This is a genomic window from Micrococcus sp. UYEF5 (genome assembly GCF_040546065.1).
GTDB lineage: Bacteria > Actinomycetota > Actinomycetes > Actinomycetales > Micrococcaceae > Micrococcus > Micrococcus luteus.
Genome location: NZ_JBEPNB010000001.1, coordinates 143607 through 158159 on the forward strand (window position 1 = coordinate 143607; position 14553 = coordinate 158159).

The 14553-nt window shown below is 73.2% G+C and carries 15 protein-coding genes and 1 tRNA gene; 7 read left to right on the plus strand and 9 right to left on the minus strand.

The annotated features are described in order from the left end of the window. Positions 1-2 precede the first annotated feature (2 nt). Both ppk2 and ABIB16_RS00725 read right to left on the minus strand, forming a co-directional pair. Positions 3-917 carry a polyphosphate kinase 2 gene (gene ppk2, locus ABIB16_RS00720; RefSeq protein ID WP_010078895.1) on the minus strand — a complete coding sequence of 305 codons (915 nt, stop codon included), beginning with the start codon at positions 915-917 and terminating at the stop codon, positions 3-5. Positions 918-1122: 205 nt separating this feature from the next. Next, positions 1123-1623: a hypothetical protein gene (locus ABIB16_RS00725; protein ID WP_041103632.1), complete on the minus strand. Its 501-nt coding sequence runs from the start codon at positions 1621-1623 to the stop codon at positions 1123-1125. A 138-nt stretch (positions 1624-1761) separates the two neighbouring features. On the opposite strand from ABIB16_RS00725, the gene ABIB16_RS00730 reads away from it, so the two are divergent. Next, the gene (locus ABIB16_RS00730; RefSeq protein ID WP_354435995.1) at positions 1762-2085 is read left to right on the plus strand and encodes a hypothetical protein; all 324 of its coding nucleotides are present in this window, start codon (positions 1762-1764) and stop codon (positions 2083-2085) included. Between the two features lie 247 nt (positions 2086-2332). On the opposite strand, the gene ABIB16_RS00735 is transcribed toward ABIB16_RS00730, so the two are convergent. The 5 genes from ABIB16_RS00735 to ABIB16_RS00755 form a co-directional block, all read right to left on the minus strand. After that, a complete protein-coding gene (locus ABIB16_RS00735) occupies positions 2333-2677 on the minus strand; it encodes an AzlD domain-containing protein (RefSeq protein WP_060974034.1) in 345 nt (114 codons plus the stop codon). Next, positions 2674-3513, minus strand: coding sequence for an AzlC family ABC transporter permease (locus ABIB16_RS00740; protein ID WP_127445798.1), 840 nt, complete (start codon positions 3511-3513; stop codon positions 2674-2676). Before ABIB16_RS00740 ends, ABIB16_RS00735 begins: the two co-directional genes overlap by 4 nt. Before the next feature lie 75 nt (positions 3514-3588). Beyond that, positions 3589-3662, minus strand: a tRNA-Val gene (locus ABIB16_RS00745). A gap of 15 nt (positions 3663-3677) precedes the next feature. Next, entirely contained in the window at positions 3678-4184 is a 507-nt protein-coding gene (locus tag ABIB16_RS00750; RefSeq protein ID WP_041105380.1) for a redoxin domain-containing protein, read from the minus strand. Continuing rightward, complete coding sequence (locus tag ABIB16_RS00755; protein WP_041105382.1) at positions 4177-4608, minus strand: DUF3052 domain-containing protein; 432 nt, start codon at positions 4606-4608, stop codon at positions 4177-4179. Before ABIB16_RS00755 ends, ABIB16_RS00750 begins: the two co-directional genes overlap by 8 nt. Before the next feature lie 254 nt (positions 4609-4862). On the opposite strand from ABIB16_RS00755, the gene aceE reads away from it, so the two are divergent. The 6 genes from aceE (at position 4863) to fabF (ending at position 12783) form a co-directional block, all read left to right on the plus strand. Next, positions 4863-7613, plus strand: a complete 2751-nt coding sequence (aceE, locus tag ABIB16_RS00760; protein WP_159228119.1) for a pyruvate dehydrogenase (acetyl-transferring), homodimeric type — start codon at positions 4863-4865, stop codon at positions 7611-7613. A gap of 124 nt (positions 7614-7737) precedes the next feature. Then, complete coding sequence (locus ABIB16_RS00765; RefSeq protein WP_049145790.1) at positions 7738-8940, plus strand: PucR family transcriptional regulator; 1203 nt, start codon at positions 7738-7740, stop codon at positions 8938-8940. Between the two features lie 106 nt (positions 8941-9046). Continuing rightward, positions 9047-9970, plus strand: a complete 924-nt coding sequence (locus ABIB16_RS00770; RefSeq protein WP_230277807.1) for an ACP S-malonyltransferase — start codon at positions 9047-9049, stop codon at positions 9968-9970. A 32-nt stretch (positions 9971-10002) separates the two neighbouring features. Then, positions 10003-11055 (plus strand): beta-ketoacyl-ACP synthase III, encoded by a 1053-nt coding sequence (locus tag ABIB16_RS00775; protein ID WP_256748705.1) that lies wholly within the window; start codon positions 10003-10005, stop codon positions 11053-11055. A 61-nt stretch (positions 11056-11116) separates the two neighbouring features. Next, entirely contained in the window at positions 11117-11362 is a 246-nt protein-coding gene (locus tag ABIB16_RS00780; protein ID WP_010078906.1) for an acyl carrier protein, read from the plus strand. Between the two features lie 176 nt (positions 11363-11538). Next, a complete protein-coding gene (gene fabF / locus ABIB16_RS00785) occupies positions 11539-12783 on the plus strand; it encodes a beta-ketoacyl-ACP synthase II (RefSeq protein WP_256748706.1) in 1245 nt (414 codons plus the stop codon). Positions 12784-12817: 34 nt separating this feature from the next. On the opposite strand, the gene ABIB16_RS00790 is transcribed toward fabF, so the two are convergent. Together ABIB16_RS00790 and ABIB16_RS00795 are read right to left on the minus strand one after the other, a co-directional pair. Continuing rightward, on the minus strand, positions 12818-13321 hold the full coding sequence (locus tag ABIB16_RS00790; RefSeq protein ID WP_036340144.1) for a DUF3145 domain-containing protein: 504 nt from the start codon (positions 13319-13321) through the stop codon (positions 12818-12820). A 170-nt stretch (positions 13322-13491) separates the two neighbouring features. Then, positions 13492-14523, minus strand: a complete 1032-nt coding sequence (locus ABIB16_RS00795; RefSeq protein WP_256748707.1) for a tyrosine recombinase XerC — start codon at positions 14521-14523, stop codon at positions 13492-13494. Between the last annotated feature and the right edge of the window lie 30 nt (positions 14524-14553).

The window sequence follows — 14553 nt, forward strand, 5'->3', positions numbered from 1 at the left end:
GGTCAGTCCCCCACGGCGTCGCGGCCGCGGCGCACGATCAGCGGGTCCGGGGTGCCGACGACCTCGTGGTCCTTGCCCTCGTACTCGAACTGGGACAGGAAGTAGCGCATCGCGTTGAGGCGGGCCCGCTTCTTGTCGTTGGAGCGGATGGAGATCCACGGGGCGTGGTCCGTGTCCGTGTGGAGGAACATGGCCTCCTTGGCCTCCGTGTACGCCTCCCAACGGTCCAGGGACTCGAGGTCCATGGGCGAGAGCTTCCACTGGCGGACCGGGTCGATCTGGCGGATCGCGAAGCGCGTGCGCTGCTCGGTCTGTGTCACGGAGAACCAGAACTTGGTGAGGTGGATGCCGTCGTCCACGAGCATCTTCTCGAACAGCGGCACCTGGTTCATGAAGCGGCGGTACTGCTCGTCCGTGGCGAAGCCCATCACGCGCTCGACGCCGGCGCGGTTGTACCACGAGCGGTCGAACAGCACGATCTCGCCCGCCGTGGGGAAGTGCTGGATGTAGCGCTGGAAGTACCACTGGCCGAGCTCGCGGTCCGAGGGCTTGTTGAGGGCCACGACGCGGGCGGTGCGGGGGTTCAGGTGCTCGGTGAAGCGCTTGATGGTGCCGCCCTTGCCGGCGGCGTCGCGGCCCTCGAAGACGATGATGTGGCGCTGGCCGGTGTCCTCGCCCCAGTACTGCAGCTTGAGCAGTTCGATCTGCAGGCGGTACTTCTCCAGCTCGTACTCCTCGCGCGTCATGCGCGTCTCGTACGGGTAGTCCTCCCTCCACGTCTCCACGGCACGGCCCTGCGGATCGATCAGGTCGGGATCGTTGGTGTGGCCGTCCGAGACGGTGTAGCCGCCGTCGCGCAGCTTGTCGATGAACTCGCGGAGGTTCTCGCGGGGGGCGTCGGGCTGCAGCAGCTCCATGGACCGTCTCCTTCACTGGGTGCGTCACCGTGCCCGTCCGTCCCCCTCCTCGGTACGACGGCGGCGGGCCGCGGCCTGTGCTCTGTCCACCATTATGGGCGGGCGGCGGACGAGGAAGCCGGGCCCGGCAGCGCAGCCGCGTGAACAGCAGGTGAACCCTGGGAGGCGAACGGTCGCGGCCCCGGGCCGACGAGTGTCGGCCTGCTCAGCCGCGCGGGCCGACGCCCAGGAGCTCGTCGATCGCCGCGACGGCGGCACGCGCCGCGTCGACGTCGGCGAACTGCGCGACGGCGTCGTCGTACCGGCGGTGCCCGGGAAGCTTCAGGCCGACGGAGGCGCCGTCCGTGGCCGGGAGGATCCAGATCCGGCCGCGCGGCTCGACGTCGCGCTGCTCGGCCACGTCGGCCTCCTCGAACTCGCGGTCGTAGCCGGCCCACTCGACACCGGGCCTCGGGGTGTCGGCGCCGTCGAGGACGTCGCGGCCGCCCATGCGCAGACAGGTGACGGACTGCAGGAGCGCGTCCAGGGTGCGGGCGGCGGCCTTGCCGGCCAGCTCGTCCTGGAAGAGGGCGAGGATGGACCATTGCCCGTCCTGGAGGAAGAGCATGGTCTGCTGCGCCTCGCCCCCGGTGATGACGGCGAGGTGACGGGCGGCGCCGTCGGGACGTGCGGGCAGCTTCCAGAAGCCGAGGGGGGTCGCGGACATGCGCTCCACCCTAGTGCGCCCCGGACGCCGACGACGCGCCGCTGCCCGGCCCCTGCCCCGCATCCCGGGTTGAGTTGTCGCGGGTGCGCGGGCCCGTCACCCGCGACAACTCAACCCGGGATGCGGGAGGGTGGGCCGATGGGCCTGCTCCGCGACCTCCTCACCCGCCGCTCCGCCCGCGACCGCTCCTCCGACCCGACGGCGACGCTCGGCCGACACCTCGACAACGCCGCGGCGATCGTGGCCGCCGCACGCCGGGCGGACGTTCCCCTCGCGGTGGCGGCGGCCCTGGCCGAGCTCGAGTCCGGCGGCCGGAACGTCTTCGGGCACGACGCCGGCGGTGTGCACAGCGCCCCGCGCGGGACGGACGTCCCCGTAACCCGGGAACGCTACGAGGAGCTCGTGGCCCGGGTGGCGCAGGGTGAGAAGTCCAACGGCGTGGGGCCCGCGCAGATCACGTGACCGCCGTACTTCGCGCAGGCGGCGGAGCACGGCCTCCACCTGTGGGAGCCGGAGGACAACCTGGCCTTGGGGCTGGAGATCCTGCGCGGTCACCTGCGCGGCGACCTCTCCGCGGAGGGGATCGCCCGGGCGGGGACGCTCTACAACGCCGGGACGCTGTCAGACGGGGTCACCGCCTACGGCCGGCGCCTCGCCGCGGCGACCCGCGCATGGGCCGAACGCCTGGGCGAATCCGCCCCGCCGCCGGTCAGGCCAGGTTGACCAACAGCACGTACGCCAGCGTGCCGGCGGCGATCGAGACCAGGGTCCGCCGCCCGGCCAGCAGATGCACGACGACTGTCACCGCCGCCGCGATCAGCGCGTGGGCCACCCGCGTCCCGTCCACGGGCTCTCCAGGGGCCAGCGCCGCGGCGTCGAGCAGCATCACGAGGGCCAGGATGGTCAGCACGCCGGCAGGCATCCACACCGCCAGCCGCGCGGCGAGCACGGACTCCCGCAGCGGCTGCAGCAGTGCGAACGGCACCGCGCGCAGGCAGAAGGTCACGAGGCCCGCGACGACGGCCGCGGCCACCAGGTACGCGGCGCCGGTCATCGGGGGTCCTCCTCGACGCCGGGCTCGGCATCCGTGACGGCCCGCTCCCCCGCCGCGGCGACGACGGGCACCGGCCCGGTGACGGGCACGGGCTCAGGCAGCGGCAGGGCGGTCCCGCGCGCGGCGAGCACGTGGAACGCGATCAGCACCGCGGCGTAGAGGGCGAAGGCGACGACGAGCACCTGCGCGGGCGCGAGCAGCAGAGCCACCCCGACGGCGACCGCGGCCGCCAGCACGAGGGGCAGCTGGGCCCGCGTGCGGGCGGCGTCCATGGCGAGCACGATGAAGAGGGCGACGAGCGCGAACTCGAGGCCCTCGACCGGCACGGGCAGCAGCCACGCGACGGCCACCCCGGCGAGGCCCCCGAGCACCCAATACGCATGCAGCGCGATCTGCATGGCCAGCAGCCGGGGCGCCGTCCAACCGCGGGGCTGGGCGGCGGCGATGGCGTAGGCCTCGTCGATCAGGGCGCCCATCGAGTAGATCCGCGCGAGGCGCCCCCGGACCACGCGCAGCGGGAAGCTGAACGCATAGAACACGTGGCGGAAGTTCACAAGGAACACCGTCACGGCGATCGTGAGCAGCGGCGTGCCCGCCACCACCAGCGAGACGAGCAGCAGCTCGACGGACCCGGCGAACACGACCACGGAGAACAGGGGTGCGACCCACGCGGGCAGCCCGGCCTGGACCACGAGCATCCCGAAGGCCACGCCCAGGGGGAACAGGCCGAGGCCGGCGCCCAGCGTCACGGCGACGCCGGAGCGCACCTCGGCCCACCGCGAGGGCGGAGCGAAGGCGCGCGAGGACGCTGACGAGGAGCCCATGATGGTGAGCATGCTCTCATAGGCGCCTGACGGGCGGTCGGCATGACGGAGCCGCGGCGTCACGCCGTGTCATGGCCCCGCGATCGGTGCACCCGGAGGGACTCGAACCCCCGACCCTCTCGGTGTAAACGAGATGCTCTGACCAACTGAGCTACAGGTGCCGGTGTCCGTCCAGGCTACCGGTGAGCGAGCAGGTCGCGCGTCGCCGCCTCGTGCTCGCCCCGGGTGCGTGCCTGCCCCGGGGCGGCGACCACGCGCGCGACCTCGACCCCGTCCGCGTCGAGCAGCATGGAGACGCGGCGGGGCCGCCCGGTCTCCGCGTCGAAGACGTCGAGGGCACGGCAGGCCGCGCCGTGGGGCCAGAAATCGGAGAGCAGGGTGAGCGGCTCCGGCAGTGCCAGCTCCTCGCGGACGCGGCGCAGCACGGGGGCGGCGTCACACGAGACCACGCGGACAGCCACATCGTCGACCGCCACGTCCCCGGCGAGCGCCCCGAGCCAGCCGAGCTCGTCCGTGCACACCGGCGTGAACGCCCCGGGCAGGAAGACGAGCCACGTGCCCCGCGGCGCGGCCGCGTCCTGGGGCCCGCGCGTCGGCGGCCACGGCCACCTCTGGCCGTGGTCGTCGCGCAGCGCGGGGACGACGTCGGCGCCCCGCGTCCCGCCGGACGGGGGCTCAGCCACCGCGCTTCTGGACGAGCTTCTGAGCGGCCCAGTCCTCGGAGGCACCGGCCCCGGTGGTGGCGTGCAGGCCCGCGGTGGAGGCGGCCTCGGCGACGTCCGCCGGGCTGACGTGGCCGGGGCGCCCCTTGCGGGGGGTCATGATCCAGACGGGGCCGGCATCGAGGGAGCGCTGGGCGTCCACGAGGGCGTCCGCGAGATCGGTGACGTCGCCGTCGTCCGCGCGCCACCAGAAGAGGACCGCGTCCGCCGGCTCCTGATCCTCCTCGGTCAGCAGCTCCTCGCCGAGCGCGTCCTCGAGCGCGTCACGGAAGGTGACGTCGACGTCGTCGTCGTACCCCCACTCCTGCACCAGGTCGCCCCTCGAGAGGGCGAGCTCCGCCAGCAGGGCGCTGTCCGTCGAGGTCGGCGTCGACCCAGCCTGCATAGTGTCCGGTCCTCCTTGATGGTGGCGGGCACTGCGGCCCGCGCCGTCGAGCGGGTGATGATGACCACCATACGCCGTGGACGCCGCCGTTCCGGGGCCTCCGGCCGGGCGGACGCGGCGGCTCCGGTCTACTCTGGGGAGGAACAGACGCACTCTCCGGGCGACGCGCCCGGCTCGGCGTCGCGGGCCCGGACCGGATCGTCTGCCCGCAGCCCACCGCGGAGCACCCCTCCGCACGAGAACCAGGAGGCACCGTGAGCGCAGCCGAAGAGAGCTCGCAGATCCGCAGCGGTCTGACCGACCAGCTCCCGGACAAGGATCCCCAGGAGACGTCGGAGTGGATCGAGTCCCTCGACGGACTCATCGAGGAGCGCGGCACGGAGCGGGCGCAGTACATCATGCGCTCCCTCATGCAGCGCGCGAGCGCCCAGTCCGTCGCCCTGCCCTACGTGACCACCACGGACTACGTGAACACGATCCCGGCGGACCAGGAGCCGGAGTACCCGGGTGACGAGGAGCTCGAGCGCCGCTACCGCAACTACCTGCGGTGGAACGCCATGGCCCTCGTGCAGCGCGCCCAGCGCGACGCCGTCGGCGTCGGCGGCCACATCTCCTCCTACGCGGGCCAGGCGACCCTCTACGAGGTGGGCCTGAACCACTTCTTCCGCGGCCAGGACCACCCGGGCGGCGGCGACCACATCTTCTTCCAGGGCCACTCCTCGCCGGGCAACTACGCCCGCGCGTTCCTCGAGGGCCGCCTGACCGAGCAGGACCTCGACGGCTTCCGCCAGGAGAAGTCCCGCCAGGGCCACGCCCTGCCCTCCTACCCGCACCCGCGGATGATGCCGCACTTCTGGCAGTACCCCACCGTGTCCATGGGCCTGGGGCCGATGAACGCCATCTTCCAGGCGCAGACCAACCGGTACCTGCACAACAACGGCATCAAGGACACCTCCGACCAGCACGTGTGGGCCTTCCTCGGCGACGGCGAGATGGACGAGCCCGAGTCGCGCGGTCAGCTGCACGTCGCGGCCAACGACAAGCTCGACAACCTCACCTTCGTGATCAACTGCAACCTGCAGCGTCTCGACGGGCCGGTGCGCGGCAACGGCAAGATCGTCCAGGAGCTGGAGTCCTACTTCCGGGGCGCCGGCTGGAACGTCATCAAGGTCCTGTGGGGCCGCGAGTGGGATCCGCTGCTCGAGGTCGACGACGAGGGCGAGCTCGTGCGCATCATGAACGAGACGCTCGACGGCGACTACCAGACCTACAAGGCCGAGTCCGGCGGCTTCGTGCGCGACCACTTCTTCGGCCGGTCCTCCGTCACCAAGGAGATGGTGGCGGACATGACCGACGACGAGATCTGGGGCCTCAAGCGCGGCGGCCACGACTACAAGAAGGTCTACGCCGCCTACAAGGCCGCCATGGAGCACAAGGGCCAGCCCACCGTCATCCTGGCCCACACCATCAAGGGCTACGGCCTGGGCAAGTCCTTCGAGGGCCGCAACGCCACGCACCAGATGAAGAAGCTGACGGTGGACGACCTCAAGGTGTTCCGGGACCGCCACCGCATCCCGATCTCGGACGAGCAGATCGAGAAGGACCCGTACAACATCCCGTACTACCACCCGGGTGCCGACGCCCCGGAGATCAGGTACATGATGGAGCGGCGCAAGGAGCTGGGCGGCTTCGTGCCGGAGCGGCGCAGCGACTACCACGCGATCCCGCTGCCCCCGGAGTCCGCGTACAAGCAGGCCCGCAAGGGATCGGGCAAGCAGCAGGCCGCCACGACCATGGCGTTCGTGCGCCTGCTCAAGGACCTGATGCGGGACAAGAACATGGGACCGCGCTTCGTGCCGATCATCCCGGACGAGGCCCGCACCTTCGGCATGGACTCGTTCTTCCCGACCGCGAAGATCTACAACCCCAAGGGGCAGAACTACCTGTCCGTGGACCGGGACCTGTTCCTGTCCTACAAGGAGTCCCCGCAGGGGAAGATCTACCACGTCGGCATCAACGAGGACGGCGCCACCGCGGCGTTCAACGCGATCGGCACGGCGTACTCCACGCACGGCGAGCCGATGATCCCGGTGTACATCTTCTACTCGATGTTCGGCTTCCAGCGGACCGCGGACAACATCTGGGCCGCAGGCGACCAGCTCGCGCGCGGCTTCATGATCGGCGCCACCGCCGGGCGCACCACCCTCGCCGGCGAGGGCACGCAGCACATGGACGGTCACTCCCCCGTCCTGGCGTCCACGAACCCGGCCGTGAAGCACTACGACCCGGCGTACTCGTACGAGATCGCCCACATCGTGCGCCAGGGCCTGGAGGACATGTACGGCGACCACGACCGTGGGGACGACGTCCGCAACGTCATCTACTACCTCACGGTGTACAACGAGCCGATCACCCACATCGAGGAGCCCGAGGGCCTCGACGTGGAGGGCCTGCTCAAGGGCATCTACCGTCTCTCCGAGGGCCAGGGCGACGGCCCGAAGGTCCAGCTCCTGGGCTCCGGCGTCTCCGTGCCGTGGGCGCTCGACGCCCAGCGGATCCTCTCCGAGGAGTGGGGCGTGAACGCCTCCGTGTGGTCGGTGACCTCCTACAACGAGCTGTACCGCGACGCCGTCGCGGCGGAGAAGGACGCCCTGAAGGACCCGTCCGCCACCCCGCGCGTGCCCTACGTGACGCAGGCGCTGCAGGGGGCCGAGGGCCCGATCGTGGCCACCTCGGACTACTCCACCTCGTGGACGAACCAGATCCGCCCGTTCGTGCCGAACCGCTTCTCGGCGCTCGGCGCCGACGAGTTCGGCTTCGCGGACACCCGCGCCGCCGCCCGTCGGTACTTCCTCATCGACACCCACTCGATGGTGGTCCGCGCGCTGCAGCTCCTCGAGGAGGAGGGCGAGGTCGAGCGGGGCACGGCCGCGAAGGCGCACGAGAAGTACCGCCTGGACGACGTCAACGCCGGCACCACCGGCATCGCGGGCGGCGACGCCTGACCCGCACGACGCGGGGAGGCCGACGCCCTCCCGACCCGACGCCGGCCGCCCGCCTCCGCCACGGAGGCGGGCGGCCGGCGTCGTCGCTGTAGGAACCCCACAACACGCGCCTAGGATGGAGCGCATGCCCGAGCCCCGCCCCGCCGCCCCTCGCCCCGTGAGCACCGACGGGCTGGCCCGCCTCCGGAGCCACCTGGGGGCACTGAACACGGCGGTGCTGCAGCGGCTGGACGCCACCCTGCCCTGGTACCGCCGACTCACCCCGGACGAGCGCAGCGCCCTCGGGCTCGTGGCCCAGCGCGCCCTGCAGGGCTTCCTCACGTGGTTCGAGCGGCCCACCTCCACGGGCCACGTCCTGCAGGACGTCTTCGGGCCCGCGCCCACCGATCTCACCCGGGCGATCTCGCTGCATCGGGCCCTCCAGCTCATCCGGACGATGGTGGACGTCGTCGAGACGCGGGTGCCGGAGCTGCTGGCCGAGCGCGACCAGGCGCCCGTCCGCGAGCACATCCTCCACTACTCGCGCGAGGTCGCGTTCGCGCTCGCAGACGTGTACGCCCGGGCCGCGGAGATGCGCGGCGCGATGGACTCGCGGCTCGAGTCGGTCCTGCTGGACGCGGTGCTGCGCGGGCAGGACCCGGACGAGATCCGGCACCGGGCCACCGCATTGGGCTGGCGTGGGGACCACGACGTGATGGTCATGGCCGGTCTCGCCCCGGGGCAGGACAAGCCCGCGTTCATCCCGGACCTGCGGCGGGCCGCGGCGAGGCTCGACTGCGACCTGCTCGTGGGCGTGCAGTCCGAACGGCTCGTCCTCGTGGTCGGCTCGGTGCGGGATGCGCGGGCGGTGGGCGAGGCGCTCGCGCCCTGGTTCGCGCCGGGACCGGTGATCGTGGGACCCGTCGTGGACTCGCTGGTCTCGGCGCACGTCTCGGCGCGGCACACCCTCGCCGGGCTCAGCGCCGCGGCCGCCCACCCCCGGGCGAGCCGGCCCACCCCGGCGGAGGACCTGCTGCCCGAGCGGGCGCTGCTGGGCGACCCCACGGCCCGGGAGGCCCTCGTGGACGGGGTGTTCACGCCCCTGGCCGACGCCGGCACCTCCCTGCTGGAGACCGTGGACGCATACGGCGCGCTGGGCCACTCGCTCGAGGGCACGGCCCGCGAGCTGTTCGTCCACGCGAACACCGTGCGGTACCGCCTCAAGCGGGTGGCCGAGGTGACCGGCTGGGACCCGCTGGTCCCCCGCGACGCGTACGTCCTGCAGACCGCGATCACCCTGGGCCGGCTCGCGGGGGCGCGGCAGACGACCGGGGACGGGTCGGACTGAGCCGGGGCGGCGCACACCCCCGCTTGTAGAAACCCTCCAAACCGACTCGCCGTGCTTCGTGGCGCGATCTGCCCGGATCGGCGGCCGATCCTGACACGATGGAGGAATGCTTGCCATCGTGTGCCCCGGACAGGGGTCCCAGACGCCCGGCTTCCTCGCCCCCTGGCTCGAGCTGGACGGGACCCGCGACCTGCTCGCGTCCCTCTCCGACGCCGCGGGCGTGGACCTGATCCGCCACGGCACCGAGTCGGACGAGGAGACCATCAAGGACACCGCCGTCGCCCAGCCGCTGATCGTGGCGGCCGGCCTGGTGGCCGCCGCGGCCCTCGAAGCGGACGCCGCCGCACCGGAGTCGACCGTCGTGACGGGCCACTCCGTGGGCGAGATCACCGCGGCCGCCGTCACCGGCGTGCTGTCGCCCGCTGAGGCCCTCTCGCTGGTGCGCGTGCGCGCCACCGGCATGGCCCGGGCCGCCGCGGCCACGCCCACGGGCATGGCCGCCGTCGTGGGTGGGGACCAGGACGAGGTCCTCGCGGCCATCGACGCGGCGGGCCTGACGCCCGCCAATGTCAACGGCGCCGGCCAGATCGTCGCCGCCGGCACCGCGGAGGCCCTCGGCGCGCTCGCCGAGTCCGCCCCCGCCCGCGCCCGCGTGATCCCGCTCAAGGTGGCCGGCGCGTTCCACACGGAGCACATGCGCCCCGCCGTGGACGACCTCGCGGCCCACGTCGCCGACCTCTCCCCCTCGGACCCGCGCCTGCCCCTGCTGTCCAACCGGGACGGCGAGGCCGTCGAGTCCGGCACGGACGTGCTCGCCCGGATCGTGGACCAGGTCACCCGCCCGGTCCGCTGGGACCTGTGCATGGCGACCATGGCCACGCGGCAGGTCACGGGCGTCCTGGAGCTGCTGCCCGGTGGCACACTGACCGGACTGGCCAAGCGCGGTCTCAAGGGCACCGCGCAGCTCGCCGTGAAGACCCCCGAGGACCTGGACGCCGCGCGGGCTTTCCTGGCCGAGCACTCGGCCTGAACCCCGCGCACCGCCCGGCAGAGAGAGGCACCATGACCGTCACCCTGAAGCAGCACGAGCGCCCCGCGGCCAGCCGCATCGTGGCCGTGGGCGCCTACCGCTCGGCGAACCTGGTCCCCAACGAGGACCTCATCGGCCCCATCGACTCGTCGGACGAGTGGATCCGCCAGCGCACCGGCATCGTCACGCGCCAGCGCGCCACGGCGGAGGAGACCGTGCCCGTCATGGCCGTGGGCGCCGCCCGGGAGGCCCTCGAGCGGGCCGGCCTGCAGGGCTCGGACCTGGACGCCGTGATCGTCTCGACCGTCACCTTCCCGCACGCCACCCCCTCGGCCGCGGCCCTCGTGGCGCACGAGATCGGGGCTACCCCGGCGCCCGCCTACGACGTCTCCGCCGCGTGCGCCGGCTACTGCTACGGCGTGGCCCAGGCCGACGCGCTCGTGCGTTCCGGCACCGCGCGGCACGTGCTCGTGGTCGGCGTCGAGCGCCTCTCCGACGTCGTGGATCCCACGGACCGCTCCATCTCCTTCCTCCTGGGCGACGGCGCGGGCGCCGTGATCGTGTCGGCCTCGGACGAGCCGGGCATCTCCCCCTCGGTGTGGGGCTCGGACGGGGAGCGCTGGTCCACGATCTCCATGACGCACTCGCAGCTGGAGCTCCGCGATGCCGTGGAGCACGCCCGCACCACGGGCGACGCCTCGGCGATCACCGGCGCGGAGGGGATGCTCTGGCCCACGCTGCGCCAGGACGGGCCCTCCGTCTTCCGCTGGGCCGTGTGGTCGATGGCGAAGGTGGCCCGCGAGGCCCTCGACGCCGCGGGCGTGGAGCCCGAAGACCTCGCCGCGTTCATCCCGCACCAGGCCAACATGCGGATCATCGACGAGTTCGCCAAGCAGCTGAAGCTGCCGGAGTCCGTCGTCGTGGCCCGGGACATCGCGGACGCCGGCAACACGTCGGCCGCGTCCATCCCGCTGGCCATGCACCGTCTGCTGGAGGAGAACCCCGAGCTCACCGGCGGCCTGGCCCTGCAGATCGGCTTCGGCGCCGGGCTGGTCTACGGCGCCCAGGTGGTCCGCCTCCCCTGAGGCGGCGCCGTCTGATTCACTGATCACGTACACCCCACACCCCTACCGAAGGAGACGCCCCATGGCTTCCAAGGAAGAGATCCTCGCCGGCCTCGCCGAGATCGTGAACGAGGAGACCGGCCTCGACACCGCCGAGGTGCAGCCGGAGAAGTCCTTCACGGACGATCTGGACATCGACTCGATCTCGATGATGACCATCGTGGTCAACGCCGAGGACAAGTTCGGCGTGAAGATCCCGGACGAGGAGGTCAAGAACCTCAAGACCGTCCAGGACGCCGTCGACTTCATCGACGGCGCCCAGGCCTGATCGGCCCACGACGGCGGCGGGCCCGGCCCGCCCCGTCCCCTCGGTGAGCGCCGGGGGCGCGTGAGCGCCCCCGGCCCCCGACACCCTCGACTTCCGGCACCCCGGCGAGCGCCGCGCGTCGTGCCGACGACACCCCTCCGCCCGATCCCCACTCGAGACCCAGAGGCAGCAGACCCATGACCCGCACCGCAGTGATCACCGGCCTCGGCGCCACCACGCCCATCGGCGGCGACGTGCCCACCTTCTGGTCCCACGCCCTGCAGGGCGTCTCCGGTGCGCGCACCATGGAGCACGACTGGGTGGAGAAGTACGAGCTGCCCGTCACCTTCGCGGCCGAGCTGACCGTGCCCACCTCCGAGGTCCTCTCCAAGGTGGAGCAGAAGCGCCAGGACCCGGCCACCCAGATGGCGACCGTCGCCGCGCGCGAGGCCTGGAAGGACGCCGGCCTCGAGGGCGCGGAGGTCGACGGCGACCGGCTCGCCGTGGCCTTCGGCACCGGCATCGGCGGCGTGTGGACCCTCCTGGACGGCTGGGACACCCTGCGCGAGCGCGGCCCGCGCCGCGTGCTGCCCATGACCGTCCCGATGCTCATGCCCAACGGCGCCGCCGGCGCGCTCTCCCTCGAGTTCGGCGCCCGCGCCGGCGCCCGCACGGTGGTGTCCGCGTGCGCCGCCGGCACCGAGGCGCTCGAGACCGCGCTGCTGCTCATCCGCTCCGGCCAGGCCGACGTCGTGATCTGCGGCGCCGCCGAGGCCGCCGTGCACCCGCTGCCGATGGCCGCGTTCGCCGCGATGCAGGCGCTGTCCAAGCGCAACGACGACCCGCAGGCCGCGTCCCGCCCCTACGACGTGGACCGCGACGGCTTCGTCCTCGGCGAGGGCGCCGGCGTCATGGTGATCGAGTCGGAGGAGCACGCGAAGGCCCGCGGCGCACGCGTCTACGCCGAGCTGGCCGGCACGGGCGTCAGCTCCGACTCCCACCACATCACCGCGCCCGAGCCCGAGGGCCTGGGCGCGACCCGTGCGATGCGCGCCGCTCTGAGGTCGGCCGACATCACCCCCGAGGACGTGTGCCACGTGAACGCCCACGCGACGTCCACGCCCAAGGGCGACGCCCCGGAATACCTGGCCATGCGGGCCGTGTTCGGCGACCACCTGGACCAGGTGCAGGTCTCGGCCACGAAGTCCCAGACCGGCCACCTGCTGGGCGCCTCGGGGGCGATCGAGTCGATCCTGTCCGTGCTCGCCGTGCACCACGGCCAGGCGCCCGTGACCATCAACCTGGACCACCAGGACCCGGAGATCCCGCTGAACGTGGTCACCGGCTCCCCCGCTCGCCTGCCCGAGGGGCCGCGCGTGGCCGTGAAGAACTCGTTCGGGTTCGGCGGCCACAACGCGGTGGCCGTGTTCCGCAGCGTCTGAGCCGGAGCGCCGCCCGCGCCAGCCGGGCGAAGGCTCAGACGGCGCGGTGCAGCCAGCGCACGTTGGCGTGGGCGGCGGCCAGCCGGAACGGCTCGAGCTCATCGTCCCAGGCCTCGCCGAGCGCGAGGGAGAGTTCGTGCATCAGCACGCTGGGGTCGCCCGCGCCGGCCTCGTAGGCGTACCGGATGCGGTCCTCGGAGACCATGATGTTGCCGGAGACGTCCGTGGTGGCGTGGAAGATGCCGAGGTCCGGGGTGTGGGACCAGCGCGAGCCGTCGACCCCGGCGGACGGCTCCTCCGTGATCTCGAAGCGCAGGTGCGGCCAGCCACGCAGAGCGGAGGCCAGACGCGCGCCGGTGCCGGCGGGCGCCGTCCAGTGCACCTCGGCGCGGTGCTGGCCGGGCGCGACCGGCTGACCCTCCCACTCCACCGAGGTCGCGGGGCCGAGCACGGAGCTCAGCGCCCACTCCACGTGGGGGCAGAGGGCGGTGGGGGCGGAGAGGATGTGGACCACGCCGCGGGTATGGGTGCTGGTCATGGATGCCTCCGAGGGTGCGATGCGGTGCGTCTTCCCCTACGACCACGTCGCGGCTCCGGTGGATCCTGGGGCCATTGTGCACCAGGGATGCTGGGCCGGCAACGAGGCGGCGCGGCGCCCTGCGTGTCGCGGTGGCGCAGTGGAGGGGCCGGGGGCGCTCCGGGGAGGCGTCAGGCGCGTGGGTGGGCCTGCCGGTAGCCCTCGCGGAGGCGATCGATCGAGACGTGTGTGTAGACCTGCGTGGTGCGCAGGGACGCATGGCCCAGCAGCTCCTGCACGCTGCGCAGGTCGGCGCCGCCGTCGAGGAGGTGGGTCGCGGCCGTGTGGCGCAGCGCGTGGGGCCCGCGGGCCGCGGTGTCCCCCAGGCCCTCGAGCGCCCGGTCGACGACGGTGCGCGCCTGGCGCACCCCCAGCCGGCCGCCGCGTGCGCCGAGGAAGAGGGCGGGGCCGGAGTCCGGCCGGGCCAGGCGGGGGCGACCGAGCCGCTGCCACGCCTGGAGGGCGCGGCCCGCGGGTGCGCCGTAGGGGACGGTGCGCTGCCGGTCTCCCTTGCCGGTCAGCCGGACGACGCCGCGGCCGGCCTCGAGGTCGTCCACGTCCAGGGCGGAGAGTTCGGCCACCCGGGCGCCCGTGGCGTAGAGCAGCTCGAGCAGGGCGGCGTCCCGCAGGGCCAGCGCGTGGGCGGCGGGGTCGTCGCCCGCGGCGGCGGCGTCCACACGCTCCTGGGAAGCCGCGAGGAGCCGGGTCGCCTGCTGCTCCTGGAGCACGTGGGGCAGCGTCCCCTCGGGTCGGGGCGAGCGCAGCCGCAGGGCGGGGTCGTCCGAGCGCAGGCCCTCGCGGCGCAGCCAGGCCGTGAAGGTGCGGACGGCGGCCACCCGGCGGGCCAGGGTCGCGCGGGCGAGGCCGGCCCCGCTCATGGCCGCCAGCCAGCCGCGCAGGTCCTCGATGTCCAGCTCGGCGAGGACGTCCGGTGCGCTGGACGCGTGGCGGGCAGGGGCGTCGTCGTCCACGGCGGGCGCCGCCGCGGTGCCGGCGACGTGGTCGATGAGGGCGCGCAGATCGGCGAGGTACGCGCGCACGGTCTGGGGGCTGCGGTTCCGCTCGTGGCGCAGGTGCTCCTCGAACGCCTCGAGCCAGGCCGTGTCCCGGGGCGAGGGGGCGCGCGGGACCGGGACGGGACGGACGGAGGACGACGGGGTCATCCCCCCACTCTGCCATCCGCCCCAGGGCGG

What these genes read in the sequence shown, in the direction of transcription:
- ABIB16_RS00790 (WP_036340144.1), bottom strand. Translation starts at nt 13,321, where the DNA reads ATGACCAGCACCCATACCCGCGGCGTGGTCCACATCCTCTCCGCCCCC.
- ABIB16_RS00740 (WP_127445798.1), bottom strand. Translation starts at nt 3,513, where the DNA reads ATGCTCACCATCATGGGCTCCTCGTCAGCGTCCTCGCGCGCCTTCGCT.
- ABIB16_RS00755 (WP_041105382.1), bottom strand. Translation starts at nt 4,608, where the DNA reads ATGCAGGCTGGGTCGACGCCGACCTCGACGGACAGCGCCCTGCTGGCG.
- fabF (WP_256748706.1), top strand. Translation starts at nt 11,539, where the DNA reads ATGACCCGCACCGCAGTGATCACCGGCCTCGGCGCCACCACGCCCATC.
- ABIB16_RS00770 (WP_230277807.1), top strand. Translation starts at nt 9,047, where the DNA reads ATGCTTGCCATCGTGTGCCCCGGACAGGGGTCCCAGACGCCCGGCTTC.
- ABIB16_RS00780 (WP_010078906.1), top strand. Translation starts at nt 11,117, where the DNA reads ATGGCTTCCAAGGAAGAGATCCTCGCCGGCCTCGCCGAGATCGTGAAC.
- ppk2 (WP_010078895.1), bottom strand. Translation starts at nt 917, where the DNA reads ATGGAGCTGCTGCAGCCCGACGCCCCCCGCGAGAACCTCCGCGAGTTC.
- ABIB16_RS00735 (WP_060974034.1), bottom strand. Translation starts at nt 2,677, where the DNA reads ATGACCGGCGCCGCGTACCTGGTGGCCGCGGCCGTCGTCGCGGGCCTC.
- ABIB16_RS00725 (WP_041103632.1), bottom strand. Translation starts at nt 1,623, where the DNA reads ATGTCCGCGACCCCCCTCGGCTTCTGGAAGCTGCCCGCACGTCCCGAC.
- ABIB16_RS00775 (WP_256748705.1), top strand. Translation starts at nt 10,003, where the DNA reads ATGACCGTCACCCTGAAGCAGCACGAGCGCCCCGCGGCCAGCCGCATC.
- ABIB16_RS00795 (WP_256748707.1), bottom strand. Translation starts at nt 14,523, where the DNA reads ATGACCCCGTCGTCCTCCGTCCGTCCCGTCCCGGTCCCGCGCGCCCCC.
- ABIB16_RS00765 (WP_049145790.1), top strand. Translation starts at nt 7,738, where the DNA reads ATGCCCGAGCCCCGCCCCGCCGCCCCTCGCCCCGTGAGCACCGACGGG.
- ABIB16_RS00730 (WP_354435995.1), top strand. Translation starts at nt 1,762, where the DNA reads ATGGGCCTGCTCCGCGACCTCCTCACCCGCCGCTCCGCCCGCGACCGC.